This is a genomic window from Kitasatospora aureofaciens (assembly GCF_019192735.1).
GTDB classification, from domain to species: Bacteria; Actinomycetota; Actinomycetes; order Streptomycetales; family Streptomycetaceae; genus Kitasatospora; species Kitasatospora aureofaciens_A.
The window spans coordinates 72,326-87,308 of the sequence record NZ_JAHTKP010000005.1 but is presented as its reverse complement, the minus strand read 5'-3'; the positions used below and the strand labels follow the sequence as shown (position 1 = coordinate 87,308).

16 protein-coding genes are annotated in these 14,983 nt (G+C 72.2%); 4 read left to right on the top strand and 12 right to left on the bottom strand.

Annotated features, from left to right (window positions below):
* Positions 1 to 149 precede the first annotated feature (149 nt).
* From KV557_RS07525 to KV557_RS07515, 3 genes are read left to right on the top strand one after another with little or no spacing between them, the layout of a single operon-like run.
* On the top strand, positions 150 to 1,244 hold the full coding sequence (locus KV557_RS07525) for a tyrosine-type recombinase/integrase (protein ID WP_308129801.1): 1,095 nt from the start codon (positions 150 to 152) through the stop codon (positions 1,242 to 1,244).
* Positions 1,237 to 3,759 carry a tyrosine-type recombinase/integrase gene (locus KV557_RS07520; protein WP_218198967.1) on the top strand — a complete coding sequence of 841 codons (2,523 nt, stop codon included), beginning with the start codon at positions 1,237 to 1,239 and terminating at the stop codon, positions 3,757 to 3,759. Before KV557_RS07525 ends, KV557_RS07520 begins: the two co-directional genes overlap by 8 nt.
* The gene (locus KV557_RS07515; protein ID WP_218198966.1) at positions 3,756 to 4,328 is read left to right on the top strand and encodes a DUF6262 family protein; all 573 of its coding nucleotides are present in this window, start codon (positions 3,756 to 3,758) and stop codon (positions 4,326 to 4,328) included. Before KV557_RS07520 ends, KV557_RS07515 begins: the two co-directional genes overlap by 4 nt.
* 42 nt (positions 4,329 to 4,370) lie before the next feature.
* Here the strand turns inward: KV557_RS07515 and KV557_RS07510 are convergent, their stop codons facing one another.
* The 4 genes from KV557_RS07510 to hemC (KV557_RS07495) all read right to left on the bottom strand — a co-directional run bounded on the left by KV557_RS07510 (position 4,371) and on the right by hemC (KV557_RS07495) (position 7,893).
* A complete protein-coding gene (locus KV557_RS07510; RefSeq protein ID WP_218198965.1) occupies positions 4,371 to 4,940 on the bottom strand; it encodes a hypothetical protein in 570 nt (189 codons plus the stop codon).
* Positions 4,937 to 5,920 (bottom strand): hypothetical protein, encoded by a 984-nt coding sequence (locus KV557_RS07505; protein ID WP_308129800.1) that lies wholly within the window; start codon positions 5,918 to 5,920, stop codon positions 4,937 to 4,939. The genes KV557_RS07510 and KV557_RS07505 overlap by 4 nt, the downstream gene beginning before the upstream one ends.
* Positions 5,917 to 6,747 (bottom strand): hypothetical protein, encoded by an 831-nt coding sequence (locus tag KV557_RS07500; protein WP_218198964.1) that lies wholly within the window; start codon positions 6,745 to 6,747, stop codon positions 5,917 to 5,919. Before KV557_RS07500 ends, KV557_RS07505 begins: the two co-directional genes overlap by 4 nt.
* 210 nt (positions 6,748 to 6,957) lie before the next feature.
* On the bottom strand, positions 6,958 to 7,893 hold the full coding sequence (hemC, locus tag KV557_RS07495; protein WP_305148974.1) for a hydroxymethylbilane synthase: 936 nt from the start codon (positions 7,891 to 7,893) through the stop codon (positions 6,958 to 6,960).
* Positions 7,894 to 7,996: 103 nt separating this feature from the next.
* Between hemC (KV557_RS07495) and hemC (KV557_RS07490) the strand changes: the two genes are divergently transcribed.
* Positions 7,997 to 8,929, top strand: a complete 933-nt coding sequence (gene hemC, locus KV557_RS07490; protein WP_218198962.1) for a hydroxymethylbilane synthase — start codon at positions 7,997 to 7,999, stop codon at positions 8,927 to 8,929.
* Here hemC (KV557_RS07490) and KV557_RS07485 read toward each other — a convergent pair.
* The 8 genes from KV557_RS07485 to KV557_RS07450 all read right to left on the bottom strand — a co-directional run bounded on the left by KV557_RS07485 (position 8,926) and on the right by KV557_RS07450 (position 14,953).
* Entirely contained in the window at positions 8,926 to 9,894 is a 969-nt protein-coding gene (locus KV557_RS07485; protein WP_218198961.1) for a hypothetical protein, read from the bottom strand. The genes hemC (KV557_RS07490) and KV557_RS07485 overlap by 4 nt on opposite strands.
* Positions 9,895 to 10,021: 127 nt before the next feature.
* Positions 10,022 to 10,198 carry a hypothetical protein gene (locus tag KV557_RS07480; protein ID WP_218198960.1) on the bottom strand — a complete coding sequence of 59 codons (177 nt, stop codon included), beginning with the start codon at positions 10,196 to 10,198 and terminating at the stop codon, positions 10,022 to 10,024.
* Positions 10,195 to 10,617, bottom strand: coding sequence for an ATP-binding protein (locus KV557_RS07475; protein ID WP_218198959.1), 423 nt, complete (start codon positions 10,615 to 10,617; stop codon positions 10,195 to 10,197). Before KV557_RS07475 ends, KV557_RS07480 begins: the two co-directional genes overlap by 4 nt.
* On the bottom strand, positions 10,614 to 10,772 hold the full coding sequence (locus KV557_RS07470) for a hypothetical protein (protein WP_218198958.1): 159 nt from the start codon (positions 10,770 to 10,772) through the stop codon (positions 10,614 to 10,616). The genes KV557_RS07475 and KV557_RS07470 overlap by 4 nt, the downstream gene beginning before the upstream one ends.
* Before the next feature lie 157 nt (positions 10,773 to 10,929).
* The gene (locus KV557_RS07465; RefSeq protein ID WP_256177069.1) at positions 10,930 to 12,129 is read right to left on the bottom strand and encodes a helix-turn-helix domain-containing protein; all 1,200 of its coding nucleotides are present in this window, start codon (positions 12,127 to 12,129) and stop codon (positions 10,930 to 10,932) included.
* A 287-nt stretch (positions 12,130 to 12,416) separates the two neighbouring features.
* Entirely contained in the window at positions 12,417 to 12,632 is a 216-nt protein-coding gene (locus KV557_RS07460; protein WP_218198956.1) for a hypothetical protein, read from the bottom strand.
* 354 nt (positions 12,633 to 12,986) lie between these two features.
* Positions 12,987 to 13,580: a type II secretion system F family protein gene (locus tag KV557_RS07455; RefSeq protein ID WP_218198955.1), complete on the bottom strand. Its 594-nt coding sequence runs from the start codon at positions 13,578 to 13,580 to the stop codon at positions 12,987 to 12,989.
* Positions 13,581 to 13,732: 152 nt separating this feature from the next.
* Positions 13,733 to 14,953 carry a type II secretion system F family protein gene (locus tag KV557_RS07450; RefSeq protein WP_218198954.1) on the bottom strand — a complete coding sequence of 407 codons (1,221 nt, stop codon included), beginning with the start codon at positions 14,951 to 14,953 and terminating at the stop codon, positions 13,733 to 13,735.
* Positions 14,954 to 14,983: the final 30 nt, after the last annotated feature.

Below are 14,983 nucleotides of genomic sequence, written 5' to 3'. Positions count from 1 at the left end.
AGCCGTAAGGCACATGAGGCAAGTAGGGTAGATCTCAACTTGCCTGCATGATATCTGGGGGGTGTTAAGGCACGTTGGTTACAGCAGATGTGCTGCCTCGTCACTACCGGGCCGAGCGTGCTGTGTCCGCCGACGGGAGCGTCCGGTGGGTGGTAGTCGATGAGTTCTTCGAGCTGCACGAGCAGTCGTGCTTGTTCCTGGCGGGCCGGGAGTTCAACACCGGCAAGACGTACGCTCCCCGGGTCGCCCTGTACCTGTCGTGGTGCAAGGAGTTCGGCGTCGAGTGGACCGAGCCGACGCTGGCTCAGCTGCTGGCTTTCCAACGGTGGTTGGTGGAAGAGCCGTTGCCGCCGCGCAGTAGCCGGCCGGGGGCCGAGCGGCGCTACCGGGAGAAGAGCACGGCGAACCAGATCACGGGCACGATGACCGACTTCCTGCGGTGGTGCTCGCTGGCCGGGCTCGGCGTCCCGGCCACGGTGGTGACGATGCTGGTCGAGCCGCGGTTCCTGCGTTTCGCCCCGGCCGGGTTCGACCCGGGCGAGGACGGCCAGAACCTCCAGATCGAGGGCCGGCGCTTGAAGTTCAAGGTCGCGGTGCCCGGCTACGAGTGGCTGACCGACGAGGAGGTCGACCAGGTCATCGCGGCGACCACGCACGCCAGGGACCGGTTCCTGGTGGGCCTGCTGGCCGTGACGGGGATGCGGATCGGCGAGGCGCTGGGTCTGCGGCGTGAGGACATGCACTTCCTGCCGGACTCGCGGCTGCTGGGCTGCAAGGTCAAAGGCCCGCACGTGCACGTCAAACGCCGAGTGAACAGCAACAACGCCTTCGCCAAGTCGGTGGACCCGCGCTGGATCCCGGTGGACGAGGACACGGTCAGCCTGTACACCGACTACCGCTACGAGCGGGACGCGGTGCCGCAGGCCGAGTACTGCGACATGGTGTTCGTCAACCTGTTCCGTGCTCCGCTGGGCTCGCCGATGAAGTACGACAACACGTACGAACTGTTTGTGCGGCTGGCGACGCGGGCCGGGTTCAGGGCCAGGCCGCACATGCTGCGGCACACGGCGATCACCCGGTGGCGGCGCAAGAAGGTGCCGCGGGACGTGCGTCAGAACCTGGCCGGGCACCGGTCCCCGGCATCCCAGGACCGCTACTCGCACGCCAGTGACCAGGAGAAACGCGACGCCGTGGAGCTGGTGGCAGCCCGGCGCCGTCAGGGGAGGATGGAACAGGGTGGGTAACGTCGTGCCGCTGCACCGGCCGCAGACCGGTGGCGAACGATCGGCAGGCTGGGCGCCGTTGGAGGCCGAGCAGTGGTCGTCGTGGCTGCGCGAGCAGGTCACGGACGGCTGGCGCGAGGGCGAGTGGGATCCGCAGACGCTGGTGTTCACCGGCGATGTCGAGCATCCGCGCACGGTGGTGTACCGGTGCGGGACGGCGGCCTGCGACGCGCTGGCGCGCGCCAAGAGCCTGTGCACGACCTGCGCGAAGGCCCAGCGGGTCAGCGGGCTGTCGATGAAGGAGTTCAAGGCGGTCTTCGTGCCGGTGCGGGACCGGACGATGACCGGCGTGCAGGCCCGGTGCCGCGTCGAGAAGTGCCCGCGCGAGTCACACCTGTGGAACCTGTGCAGTTCCCACGCCTCGCTGCGGCAGAAGGACCTGGACCGCAACCCCACCTCCGCGCTGGACGCCTGGGTCGCCCGGCAGCAGCCGTACCCGGCGGTGGCCAGCTGCCGCGTGCGGGGCTGCCGCTATGACGGCCGCGGCCCGCACGCCCTGTGCTTCCAGCACATCCGCCGCTTCAAGCGGCACCCCGCGTCCCGGCTGGCGGGTGCGACGGTGCCGGCCGCCTGGCTGGACCGGCAGGCCCCCCACCTGGTGGTCCATCAGTTCTCACTCGCCCCCTTGCACCCGGTCGCACGCCTGGAGGTGTTGTACGCGCTCCAGCAGCGGGACGCTCGCGGGCAGAAGATCGACCCGCTCGCCACGCGCCAGATGATCGCCCACCTGGCCGAGGTCACCGACAGCGTGGCCGCTCTGCCCGAAGGCGGCCTGCCCCCTCGCTCGACGTCGAACGTCGACGCGCTGATGCGCGAGACCCACCGGGTGGTGGCCGCTGCCCTCGCCCGCTTCCGCGGGGCGGATCCGGCCGATCAGCCGACGCTGGACCTCACCGAGCTGGGAGTCCGGGGCAAGCGCGGAGGGCGGACCAGCCGGCCCGGCGACCTGGACCTGACCGAGGTGACCCAGCCGTGGCTCCGCCGGGTGCTGGTCGTCTGGATCGATGAGACGAAGCCGACGACCGGCGAGGTCCGCCGGGCCCACCGCGCCTGCCTCACCGCGGCGAGGGCACTCGCGCTGCGGCCCGGTGGCGGCACGGACGCGGCGGTCCTGACGTTCGCCGACATGAACGCCGTGGTCGAGGCGTTCAGGCACCTGCCGCGCCTGGACGGCGAGCCGATGAAGAACAAGGCCCGCAACGCGCTGCTGGGCTTCTTCTTCAAGGTCCTGGACTACGGGCGCGCGGCCGGGCACCTGGGCGGGATGTCCGCCTACTTCGCCCGGCACCCCAGCCACGCGATCGCCCCGGACGAGGTGAGCGAGGAGGACGAGGCCGGGCGGGCCCTGCCCGAGGACGTCATCTACCAGCTGGACGACCAGATCCACCTGATCGGCAAGGGCGTCACGCACGGCCGCCTCACGCCCGAGGAGGTCCACGAGATGTGCCGGGCCGTCTACGAGCTGCTGCGGGACACCGGCCGACGCCCGTATGAGATCGGCGAGTTGCGCCTCAACTGCCTCAAGCGCGAGGGCAAGGAGTCGATCCTGATCTGGGACAACCGCAAGGCTGGCCGCACCCGGCGGCACCTGCCGGTCACCTCGGAGACGGTCGAGACCATCGAGCGGTGGCTGGCCGTGCGGGAAGGGCTGGACCTGCCCACCGGCAGCGAGGGCTACCTTTTCCCGCCGGCCGGGGAGAACGGCCAGCTGCGGCACCTGCTGCCCGAGCAGGTCGCCAACATCATCCGCGCCTGGGCCGACCTTGAGGAAGTAGCCCTGTTCGCCGAGGAGTTCGGGCCGGACGGGACGAGGGTTCCGTTCGACAAGTCCTTGGTCTTCCCCTACGCGTTCCGGCACTCGTTCTGCCAGCGGCACGCGGACGCGGGCATCGACCCGGATGTGCTGCGCGAGCTGATGGACCATCGTTCGGAGGCCACCACGCGCGGCTACTACAAGATCACCGCGAAGCGGAAGCGGGAGGCGGTGAACGTGATGCGGCTGCACACCACCGACCGCAAGGGGCGCCTGACCCCGCTGTCGGAGACAGCCTACTTCCGGGGCTCGGTGCAGGTGCCGTTCGGCAACTGCACGGAACCGTCGAACGTGAGGGCCGGCGGGCACGCGTGCCCGATCCGATTCCAGTGCGTGGGCTGCCCGTCGTATCACCCGGACCCGTCCTACCTGCCCGCGATGGAGGACCACGTCCGCCAGCTGCGGGCCCAGCGCGAGCGGGCGGTCATGATGGACGTCGACGACTTCGTGGTGCGGAACATGGACGACGAGATCGCGGCGTACAAGAAGCGGGTGGAACAGATGCGGGACCAGGTCGAGGCCATGGACCCGGACGAGCGCGAGCGGGTGGAGGAGGCGTCGGCGGTGCTGCGGAAGGTCCGCGCGGCCCAGGCCGGACGCGGGGCGGTCGCCTTGCCGATGCCGGTGTTCAGGCCCGCGCGGCGGGACGGGGCCGGGGCGTGAGCGGGACCGGGCGGAAGCCCGCCGACGCCCTGCGGGATGCGAGACGGCGCGACAGCCAGGCCAAGCGCGGAAAGGTGCTGGCGACGATCGACGCGATGAAGGACAGCGGCACGGCGATCACCTTCCTCGGGGTGGCCCGCGCAGCCGGGGTGTCCAACTGGCTGGTCTACGCGGACGGCGTGCGCGAGCACATCGAGGCCGCGATGAAGGGACAGGACAGGGCTGCCCGACGCCGACGCGAGAGCGGAACGGGCGCCTCGCCGGCGAGCCTTGCAACGGATCTCGAACTGGCCCGCACGCAGATCAGAGCACTGAGCGAGGAACGGGACAGCCTCAAACGGGCCGTCCAGCGGGGCCTGGGCGCCCGGTTGGACCAGGAAGGCGCCCGAAGCGCCACACAGCAGATCGGAGACCTGCAGGCCGAGGTGCAGAAGGTCAAGGACGAGCTCGCCGCCGCCCGCGCGGAGAACGCCGAGCTGAAACGCCGGCTCGCGGACGCCCAGGAAGAGGTGATCGCCGTCCGGGAGGCCGGACGGCAGCTGTTCAAGAGCGTCAACCGGTCCGGCTGACCCATGTGGGTGCCCGGAACCGTCCGGGCACCCACGCCTACGTCAGGCGCTCGCCGCCGGCGGGTGGGCGCTCAACTGGACGACCTGGGCCTCCAGATCGGCGATCCGCTCCGCCATCCTGGTCATGGTCCGCTGGTTCTTCATGACCTTGCTGCCGAGTCCTTCGACGCCGCTGACCATCCGCATCGCCCCGTCCGCGGTCTCGGCCATCTTCGAGAAAGCGTCGGCGTCCGGGCTGCTCGGGTTGGTCGCCTCGAACGCGCACGCCCGCTGCATCTCGGCCATCGAAGCCACGCTCTTGCGGCAGGCCAGCAGCGCGTCCCGGAAGCCCAGGTCGTCGCCCTGACCGGCGCGGTGGAAGCGCGCGGTCATCGCCCCGCGCCGCAGCGGGTCCTTGGAGCGCATGAACTGCTCCAGCCGGTGGCCGTCGTGGGCAGCGGCCACGCGCACCCGGCGGACCGCCGTCCGCAGCCGGCTGCCGTCCGGCAGGCCGACCCCGGCGGAGATGTCCGCGTAGGAGACTTCGTGCCCGGCCCGCGCATACAGCCACATCAGGACGTCGACGGCGTCCTGTTCGGCGCGGGTCGGCGGCTTGTCCTCGCCCCGGCTCACCCCAGCCTCTCGCTCTCTTCGAGGAACGCCTGCAGCGCGGCATCGTCCAGGACCGCGTACGGGCTGGCCACCAGGTCCGTCACGAAGTCGAGGGCGGCCTTCGTCGCCTCGCACAGCTCGGTGATGGTCCTGCCCCGGTCGCCGGTGAGCTGGACGGGGTGCCGCTGCAGCAGCGACAGCACCCGCAGCGTCCCCAGCCGCACCTGGGCCAACTCGTTGAAGACCTGCAGGGCGGCATCGGCCTCGCCCGGCTCGGCTGCGGCCCGCACGGCGGCCGCAGCAACGGCGGGGTCCATCGCCTCGCCGTCGCACTCCGGCGACCACGTGCCGGCCCGGCCGTCGAGCTCCCTGGCGTGGCTCTCGGCGACCGCCCGCGCGGCCTGCCGGTCCGCCCGGTCCTGGGCTTCCGCCTCCCGCCTTCGGTACTCGGCGACACCTTCGATGGCGGCAGTCCGAGTCACCTCGTCGGCGATGACGGCGGCCTTGACCGCCGTCGGGTGCTGGGCGACGTAGACCGGACTTCCCGGACTGACGCCAGCCCGCTCGGCCTCCGCCTCAAGGGCGTCCCGGCGGTCGCCCTTGGACATCCGTGCCTCGTAGCCCTTGTAGAAGCCGTCCTTGCCGTAGAACGGCACCTCGTCCTCATCCGGGAGATCCACGTGCTCACCCGCCGCGACCCGTTCCAGGGTGGGGACCTTGCCGGCCTCCGCCGCCCTGATCCACGCCTCGTGCAGGGCCATGACCCGCTTGGTCGCGGTCTTGGACCGGCTGGCGAACTCCCTTGCGCTGATCTGTCGGAAAGCGTTTCGGTCGAAACGCTTCGCTCGCTGTTCGAATGTCACGCCGTTCCCGACGTGCGGCTCGACGCGGCGTGCGACCAGCAGGGCCAGGGCCCAGCCGCCGCTGCGGCTGTGCCGGGCGAACTCCTCGATGTCGGCGTCCAGACCCTCGTCCGTCTCCTCCACGGTCGGCGGCGTCACACCGCCACCGCGACCTTCGCCGGACGGCGCCCGCGCGCGGGCCTCGCCGTGCTGTCGAGCCGCATCGTGATCCAGGCGGTGGCCAGTTCCAGCTTGACCAGCGCCTCCCGGGCGGCGGGCAGCTGCTGTTCGACAAGCTGGGCGGAGGGGTGACGGTTCACGAAGCCGCTGGCCTGGTCACCGAGGGCCACCAGAGCCCGGGCGAGGGGCATCCACTGCGCGGTGGGCTCGGCGCCGTCCAGGTCCTCGCGGTCGCGCTCCCGGCGGGTCTGAGCGTCGATCGTCCGGCGGACCGACTTTCGCAGGCCGGCGTCGTCGGCCAGCAGCGAGCACACGATCTTCTCCCGTTCGCCGCCGCTCAGCCCGCCCAGGTAGGCCATGAGCTTGGTGGAGTCCCCGGTGCCCGGGTCCACCAGCTCCTTGAGAGCGGGCGCGGTGCCCAGAACCTGCTGGTAGGACGCCAGGGTGACACGGTCGCGGCCGGCCTCACGGGCCTCCTTCAACAAGGCACGGAGCTTGGTCCAGCCCTCGTCCGCCGGAATACCGCCTGGCCTGGGCCGGGCACCCTCACGCAAAGTGCTGTAGCTGACGTGAACGCCGCCTTCGGCGATCAGCTGCCGGATCGTCGGGGTGGCCATGCGGGCGGTGTGGCGGTACTCCCGCCCGGTGAAGGGCGCGAGCCCGATCCGGCCGCAGAACTCCTCGAAGACGCTGTCGCTGTTCAGCCCGGCGACCGCCAGCAGCTTGTCGCCGAGCGCCAACCTGTTCTCGCGGCCCTCGTCCATCAGCCGGCGGCCCTCGCGGACGTCCTCATCGGTGTAAGTCATGCCATGGTCCCATCAGAGATCAACTCGGACGGGCACGCATCGTAATCATATGAACGCGCCACCTGGATCTCGCCAAAAGCTCACTCGGATCGGCTAGTTGACTGATCATCAGCTCTGACCGGCCGCGTCAAGCTGAGGGGCCCGCCACAGATCCACCCTTTCGGGCGAACCCGTGGCGGGCCCCTCTGCAGCAGGGGTCACCCGCCGGACTCAGCGGGCGATGGCGTCGATCAGTTCGCGGGCACCGTCGCGGATCAGCGCTTCGGCGACGGCTTCGCCGAGAGCCTGGGGGGTGAGCTGGTCGCTGGTGCGGCTGGCGGTCAGCACCCTCGCGCCGTCGGGGGTGAAGACCATGGCCCGCAGGGCGAGGCGGCCGTCTTCGAAGGCGCGGGCGTGTCCGGCGATCGGGCTGTTGCAGTGTCCGCGCAGGAGGTTCAGCACGGTCCGCTCGGCGGTGATCTCGCGGGTGGTGAGGCGGTCGCCGAGCGGGGCGAGCAGGGCGATCATCTCCGGGTCGTCGGCCCGGCACTGGAGTCCGAGGACGGCGGCGCCGAGCGGCGGGCACATCTGCTCGACGGACAGCACCTCGCTGATGTGCTGCTGTTCGCCGATGCGCTCCAGGCCGGAGGCGGCCAGGACCAGGGCGTCGACCTTGCCGGCCTTGAGGGCTGCCAGCCGCAGGTTCGCGGTGCCCCGGCTCGGGACGAGTTCGAGGTGGGAGTGGCTGGCGGTGAGCTGGGCGATCCGGCGGACGGCGGCGGTGCCCACGCGGGTGCCGGGCGGCAGCTGGTCGAGGGTCAGGCCGCCGGGGTGGATCAGAGCGTCGCGGATGTCGGCGCGGGCGGGGTGGGCGGCGAAGACGGTGCCCGGGGCGTTCAGCGGGTAGCCGGCGACGTCCTTCATGCAGTGCACGGCCATGTCGCAGACACCGGCCAGTAGGGCTTCCTCGATCTCTCCGGTGAAGGCGCCCTTGTCGTGCAGTTCGGCCTGCTGGCCGGGTTCGAGGTCGCCGGCCGCGGTGAACGGCACGAGCTCGACCTGGGCGTCCGGGTAGCGGTCGCGCAGGTCCTCGGTGACCCGGGCGACCTGGGCCAGCGACATCGGTGAGGTGCGGGCGCCGATGCGGATGGTCCGGGTGGTGTCCAGCACGAAAGGCTCCTTCCAAGGTCCCGACAAACCGTCGGAAACCGGGCGTGTTCGATACGGGTAGCATGCGGTCAACATCTCGTCAGATGCTGGGAGTTGGCGTATGAGCACACTGGTGGTGGGGTCGCGGGCCAGCCATCTGGCGAAGGCCCAGGTCAGGGAGTTCCTGGCGCCGCTGCGGGAGCGCTTCCCCGACGTGGTCTTCCGACAGCGGGTGATCACGGAAGCCGGCGACCAGGACCGCAGGTCGGCCCTGCGGGAGGTGTCGGAGCGCGGCGGCGGCTCGGCGTTCTCCGTGAACCAGGTAGACGCGCTGGTGTCCAGCGAGGTCGACGTGATCGTGCACTCGCTCAAGGACCTGCCGACCGCGAACCCGCCCGGCCTGATCCTGTTGCCCCCGCCCACCCGCGCCGACGTGCACGACGCGCTGTGCGGCAGCACCCTGGCCGGCCTCCCGCGCGGCGGCCGGATCGGCACCTCGGCGTCGCGCCGGATCGCCCAGCTGCTGCACGTCCGCCCCGACCTGGTGCCGGTGGAGATCCGAGGCAACGTCCCGACCAGGCTCGGCAAGCTCAGGACACAGCGGCTGGACGCCGTGGTCCTGGCAGCTGCCGGGATCAAGCGGCTCGGCCGCGGCGAGGAGATCAGCGAGATCCTGCCGATCGAGCTGTTCCCCCCGTCGCCCGGCCAGGGCGCCCTCGGCATCCAGATCCGGGAGGACAACGAGCTGGCCCGCCAGATCCTGGCCGGGTCCGGCGACCCGGTGACCGACGCGGAGGTGCGGGCCGAGCGGGCGATGCTCGCCGAGCTCCACGGCGGGTGCTCGGTGCCGGTCGGCGCGTTCGGCAAGGCCGACGGCGACGTGCTGACCCTGCACGGGCAGGTCACCTCCGTGGACGGCAGGCGGCAGGTGGAGGCCAGCTTCTCCGGCCCGCTGAGCGAGCCGGAGAAGCTGGGCGTGCAGGTGGCAGGCCTCCTGCTGGACCAGGGCGCGGAGGGCATCCTGGCGGAGGTCCGGCCCACCGCCGGCGTTTAGGCGCGCAGGCGGGCCAGGTCCAGCGCGGCGTAGGTGATGATCCGCTCGGCCCCGGCCCGCTTGAGCATGGTGAACACCTCCAGCAGCGGGCGGAAGTCCCGCCGCCCGGTGGCCGGGTCCAGCGGTGCGAGGCGCGTGTACTCGCCGGAGACGGAGAACGGCATCAGCGGCGCCGGGGTGCGGCGCTTGAGGGCCGTGAGGATGTCCACCGACAGCATCCCGGGCTCCAGCAGCAGCATGTCCGCCCCCTCGCCGAGGAACGCCAGGCCGGTGTCCACGGCGCTCTCCGGGCTGCGGGGGCTGATCTGGAACGGGCGGCGAGCGCCCGAGGCCGGGGTGGCCCGCATGGTGGTGCGGTAGCCCTCGTAGAGGGCGGAGTCGAAGATCAGGTGCGGCATGGTCGCCACGTCGCGGTGACCGGCCTCGTCCAGAGCCTGGCGCACGGCCTGGGTGGTGCCCCGGGTCATCGCGGCCGGGCCCACGATGTCGGCGCCGGCCCCGGCCTGGATCACGGCCTGGGCGGCGATCAGCTCGGCAGTCGCCGTGAGGTCGATCCGGCCGCCGACGGTCAGGTGGCACTCGCCGGTGTCGGTGTGCCCGCACAGGCAGTTCTCCGTCATCACCGCGATGCCGGGCTCGGCGTCCTTGGCGGCGCGGATCGCCCGCACCATCAGGGAGTCCGGCGCGACCGCTCCGGTGGCGTGCGCGTCGCGGCCCAGGCTGTTGGCGAACACCTTCACCGACCGGATGCCGACGGCGGCCAGGTCCCGCACGGTCTGTGGGATCTCGGCGACGGTGACGGTCGGCATCGGCCGGTCGGCGTCCTCGCTGTCCTCGCGGACCAGCAGGACCATGCTCAGGTCGGCCGCCGTGAGCTCGGGGCCCTCCAGGAAGCTGCGGACGGCCGCTCGGCCGTGCAGCCGGTCGGCGGCGGCGTGTGCGGCGGTGTGCTGGGTGATGGTCATCTCGTCCTCTCGGTCCGTGGTGTGTGGTGCCGAGGTGCGTGGAAGGGGGCGCCGGCCGGTGTCGTCGTCGGCCGGCGCCCCGGGGCCCGCCTGCCCGCAGCCGGGGGAACTGCGGGTGGGCGGGGGCTCAGGTGGTGCTCGGCGGGTCGCTGTCCGGGGTGGTCGCCGCCGTGGTGCTGTGGGAGGTCTCCTGGTGCACGGTGACGCCGAGCAGGCCGATCACCGCCAGGTGCCCGAGCACGACCAGGGTCTTGAGGGCGTCGTGGACGGGGTCCCGATGCTGTCCTCGGTGCTGGCCGGTCACGACGCACCCCGCATCCGCAGATCCGCATGAACCGTCTTGCCGAGCGTCTCCAAGGTGACGCCCCACTGGCCCTTGGTGAGCCGGTGCACGAGGGCGAGCCCCCGCCCGCCCTCGGCGGCCAGGCCGGCGTCCATCAGCACCGGCAGGACCCGGCTGCCGTCGGTGACCGAGATCCGCACCGCTCCAGCGGTGATCCGGGTGATCTCGACCGTCATCCGCAGGAAGCAGCCGGTCTTGGCGGCGTTGGCCACCAGCTCGGAGATGATCAGCTCGGCGTCGTCGATCAGCTCGTCCAAGCCCCACTCGGCGAGCTTGCCGCGGACCAGGCGGCGGGCCGCCGAGGCCGACTCGGGCCGGTAGGGCAGGTGAGCGACGGACGGCTTCTCGACGGTGGGCGCCGGGGCGGTCGCCGTGCTCATGAGGCCGGGCGCATCCGGGGGTCGGCGGCCGGGGAGAAGTCGGCCCAGCCGGCCGCCGCGGTGGCCAGGGCACTGCGCCGCAGGCGGTCCCCGGCGGATCTGCGCGGCCCGGACGGCGTCGGGGCGGGGTGCGGCGGGCGGCGGGTAGCGGCCATCACGGGCTCCAGGGAGATCAGTGGTGTGGTGGTGGCGCCGGTCCGGACCGCGTGCGGTCCGGACCGATCTCATGCCCCGGGGCTTCGCCTCTCGGGGGCCTGAACACCACGATGCCGCTGATGTAAGGCCGTGAATTTCACCAGAAGTGAAAGATCGTCAGATGCCCGTTCGTGTGATCCAGGTTGACAGCCGTACACTCCGGCGGCTAGCGGAGCGTGACAGCGCGGTCACAGTCTCGCGGGCGAGCGGGTGCCGGGAGACCTGCTCGGGCGCGACCGCGTACGCGGCGTCGAGCTGGTCGAGCGCGGCTTCGGGCTTGGCCATCCACCGGTAGGCGCGGGCCAGGTCGATGTGGTGGTGCCCGATCCTGGTCGGCGCCCAGCCGGCCGGGAACCGCAGGCCCTTCGCGGCGGCCACCGCCTCGTCGTGCTCGCCGGCCTCCACCAGCGTCATCACCCGGTGGACCTGCACGTTGGTGGGCCCGAAGTGCAGCGACAGGTCAGGCCGTTCGCCCGTCTTCGCGGCGACCTTCTCGGCCTCGTTCAAGTGGTGCTTCATCACGTCCGTCTGCCGGGCGCGGGCAGCGACCACGGCGGAGCCGAGGTGGAGCTGGCCGGTCGTGACCAGCGCGCTCGGCGTCTTGGCGTCGGTGCCGTCCAGGTGGCCGCGGCCGGACTCCTGGAGACGTCGGCATGCCGCCAGGTCGCCGACGCGAAGGTAGGCGGTGACCCGCAGGTACTCGCGGGCCGCCCGCAGCGCGGGCGCCCGGTCACCGGCCCGCTGGGCGGCCCAGTCCATCCGGGCCAGGGCCGTTGCGGACAGGTCGTTCAGGCCGATCGCGATCCCGACCGAGTGCCCGCACCGGTAGGCCTCCGCCAGCAGGCCCCACGCTTGCCGCTGCTGTTCGCCGGTGAACTCGTGCGCGGCCGTGTGCAACTCGACCAGCAGCCCCGGCAGCATCGCCACCATCGGCTTGTACTTCGCGGCCTGGGCCAGCGCGTTCACCTGCCGCACCGCCGCTCGAAGCGCCGGCAGGGCCCGCGGGCGCACGGCTTCCTGCGGCGGCAGGTCGTACAGGTCGAGCGTGGTGCGGATCGGCCCCATCAGCGGGACCAGCGGGTCATCGGCCATGCCGTCACTGTACGAGGGCGGCTGCAGGTCGCCCGGCTCAACTCCCAAGGCCCTGGCGACCGCTGCCACGAACTCCGGCGTCGCCGGCTTGTGCCCCGACACCACCTTCGTGAGCAGGCTGTACGAGACGTGAGCGCGGTCGGCGAGCTGCCGATGGCTCAAACCCCTCACATCCTCGTAGGCCGCGATCCGCTGGCCGATGCTGATTCCATCCGGAGGTGCCATGCTGGTCCCCATCCCGTGCACGCCTTGAACCCGTGTGCACGGGACCGTACCCCCGAAGTCGCCCGCCCACAGATCCTTTCGGCAACCGGCGTTGACGCCGGAATCGGATCCGGCGGGGGCGGGGTCCGGAGGAGCCCCCGCCGGGGCTTCCGCGCGGCTGGAAGCCCAACACACCCGGCGGAAGGGCACTCTCGCCGCCGTCCGGCCAGACGCAGCGAAGCGGGCGCGGCACTGCCGGATCGACCGAAGGTCGATGACACGCAGCGGAGGCGTGAGAGCGGCACAAGTCAGCTCTCGAAGAAGGTCGTCGCCTCCCCCGGCGGTGTGGTGAAGTACGGCACCGTCTCGACCTTCGAGCCGCACTCCTCGCAGACCCGGGTCTCAACCGTCTGGTCCTCGTTCAGCGTTCCGGACGGCAAGTCGATGTAGCCGCAGCGCGGGCAATCCGCGAACTCCCGGAACTTCTTGTGTTTGCCGTACTGATCATCCGAGATCGCTGTCATGGGATCAGAGTCTCACGGCCGCAACCGCAGCCGAGTGAGATCACGCCCCTCCAACGTGCCTCATGTAACTGAAAGCTCTAGATCCTGTTGACCAGCCAAGTTTCTTGACAACCCCAGATAACAACGCTGCCGACCGCGTACTCCGCCGTGGTCATCCCGGCGTCCGACCGGCCCCTGGTCCGGGCCGCCCGACGAACCGTGAGCACCGTCCAGCGGCTCCTGCGCCGCCACACCCCGAGCAGGTGCCGGAGCGGACGCCCGGCGGCGGGCCTGGGTGTGATCACTACAGCCATGGTTTTCTCCTCTGATCCGATGTCGACTTGATCGATTGCCCGATTCGCTGTTGATGCTTCATCACATCGCCAGCGCGAACCGGGTGGTCAGCCCCATGACGACCGGCACCACGCCGATCAGCACGAAGGCCGGAAGAAAGCAGAGCCCGAGCGGTGCGGTCGCGAGCACCCCCGCACGGCGGACCCGGGCCTGGGCAGCCCGGCCGGCCGCCGTCCGACGGGCGTGGGCGAGCCCGATCAGCGGCCCGGCTGCCGGAGCGCCGCCGAGGCTCGTCCGGACCATGCAGCCGGCCAGCGGCGCCAGCGAGGGGTGCTGCTCGCTCAGCCGGCTCCAACACAGCTCCGGCGGTGCGCCCAGCGCCAGTTCGGCACCGATCGCCACCAGCCGGGGCCCCATCGGGGCACCCACGCTCCGGCCGACCGCGACGACCGCCACGGAGGGCGATGCTGCCGACCCGAGGCAGGCCGCCAGCAGCTCGGCGCTGAGCGGGAGTTGCCGGGTGAGCAGCTCCTCCTCCAGGTCCGCTCGCCGGTCCGCCGGCGACCGTGCCCGCGCCAGTGCTCGGTACACCCCCACCGCCAGGCCCACCCCGACGACGAGGCCGACGCCACCGCCGAGCAGCACAGCCGACCCGGTCCCGGCCACGAGCGCCATCGCCGTTCGCCGCACCGGCGGAGCCACTTGCGGCCCCGGCCCGGCACGCGTCCGAGCCTGTGCCCGGAACCAGGCAGACGCTCTCCGCCGCCTCGCCCACCTGAGCGCCGAAGCAACTCCCGCTACCGCCACCGCGGCAGCCACACCCCACATCACCCCGACACCACCTCTCGCCACAACACCCCGCCAGGCCCTCCCGTCGAACTCCCGCCGCCCGGACGCCCAGAAGGCCGGGCGGACAGCGGACGCGACGCCCAGGCCCGTCTGCTTTGCACGGCATCACCGCCACCCGGCCGGGCCGAGACGGGACGCCATACCCCAGGCCACCCACGCCACATCCCTCGGCGAGGCACAGCACCACGCCCGGCGGACCGCCGAGGAGCCTCCACGTCGCCCCGAGCCGCCATCCGAACCACCCGCGCCCGCAGACCGCCCCCGCCCGACCGCCCAGCGGGCCGCCAAGGGGCCTCCAGAGCCCCCTGGGCCGCCGCCCGGACGATCCGGGCCGTCCAGGCCACGCCCAGGCCCTCCAGTGCCGCTCCCGCCGCGAGGCAGCCGAGCCCGGCGGGCGTGTGCAGCAGGACGTTCACCGGGCGTGCCCCGAGAGCCGCGCCGAGCAGGAGCCCGGCGGCGGGCAGGGCCGCCAGGACGGCGATCGTCGTCCGCGGACCGGCCAGCTCGCCGGCGATTTCCTCGGCCAGCGCCCGCTCGGCGCGCAGCGCCTCCGCGACCCGGTCCAGCGCGGCGGCCAGCCCGGCCCCGCCGTCGGAGGCAACCCGCCAGCAGGCCGCGATCGCCGCCGCCCCGCTCCCGCCCGGGAGTTCGGCGAGCAGGTGGAGCGCCGCGGGCACGTCCCCGCCGTACCGGCCGGCCGCCAGCCGCGCCACCGGCTCCTCGCCCAGCCGGCGAAGCGCCTCCGGGTCGGCGGCGATGCGTGTCGTCACCAGGTGCAACGCCTGTTCCGGTGTCGACCCGCTGCGCAACTCACCGGCCAGCCCGGTGCAGAGCTCGACCACACCGGCCGCCCGCCGCCCGGCCTCCGCCGCGACCCGCCGCCGTTCCCGCCACCGCCGAAGCGGCAGGAAGGCCAGGACGGCAGCAAGCACCGGCACGGGCGAGGCCACGGCATGCCCGGCCGCCAAGCCCGTCGGCAGGAGCAGCAGTTCGGGCACCAGCCACCTCGGCGGACGACGCACAATCGCCGAACTCCCGCTCACCGCCGGCCCCATGGGCGGCACCGGCGGGCCGGCCCCCGCCAGCACCAGCCTGGACCGCCGACCGCCCGGCACCTGCTGCTGCAACGCGCGCCACCCGGCAATCGCCATCACACACAGCGCCATGGCCCACCACAGCGAGGCCTGACGATCCGTCATTTCACAAACCTCCTTGCCGATCGACTCATC

Coding starts and splice junctions, on each gene's coding strand:
- KV557_RS07500 (WP_218198964.1), bottom strand. CDS start 6,747: ATGACTTACACCGATGAGGACGTCCGCGAGGGCCGCCGGCTGATGGAC.
- hemC (WP_218198962.1), top strand. CDS start 7,997: ATGAGCACACTGGTGGTGGGGTCGCGGGCCAGCCATCTGGCGAAGGCC.
- KV557_RS07485 (WP_218198961.1), bottom strand. CDS start 9,894: ATGACCATCACCCAGCACACCGCCGCACACGCCGCCGCCGACCGGCTG.
- KV557_RS07475 (WP_218198959.1), bottom strand. CDS start 10,617: ATGAGCACGGCGACCGCCCCGGCGCCCACCGTCGAGAAGCCGTCCGTC.
- KV557_RS07470 (WP_218198958.1), bottom strand. CDS start 10,772: ATGGCCGCTACCCGCCGCCCGCCGCACCCCGCCCCGACGCCGTCCGGG.
- KV557_RS07465 (WP_256177069.1), bottom strand. CDS start 12,129: ATGGCACCTCCGGATGGAATCAGCATCGGCCAGCGGATCGCGGCCTAC.
- KV557_RS07460 (WP_218198956.1), bottom strand. CDS start 12,632: ATGACAGCGATCTCGGATGATCAGTACGGCAAACACAAGAAGTTCCGG.
- KV557_RS07455 (WP_218198955.1), bottom strand. CDS start 13,580: ATGGCGCTCGTGGCCGGGACCGGGTCGGCTGTGCTGCTCGGCGGTGGC.
- KV557_RS07450 (WP_218198954.1), bottom strand. CDS start 14,953: ATGACGGATCGTCAGGCCTCGCTGTGGTGGGCCATGGCGCTGTGTGTG.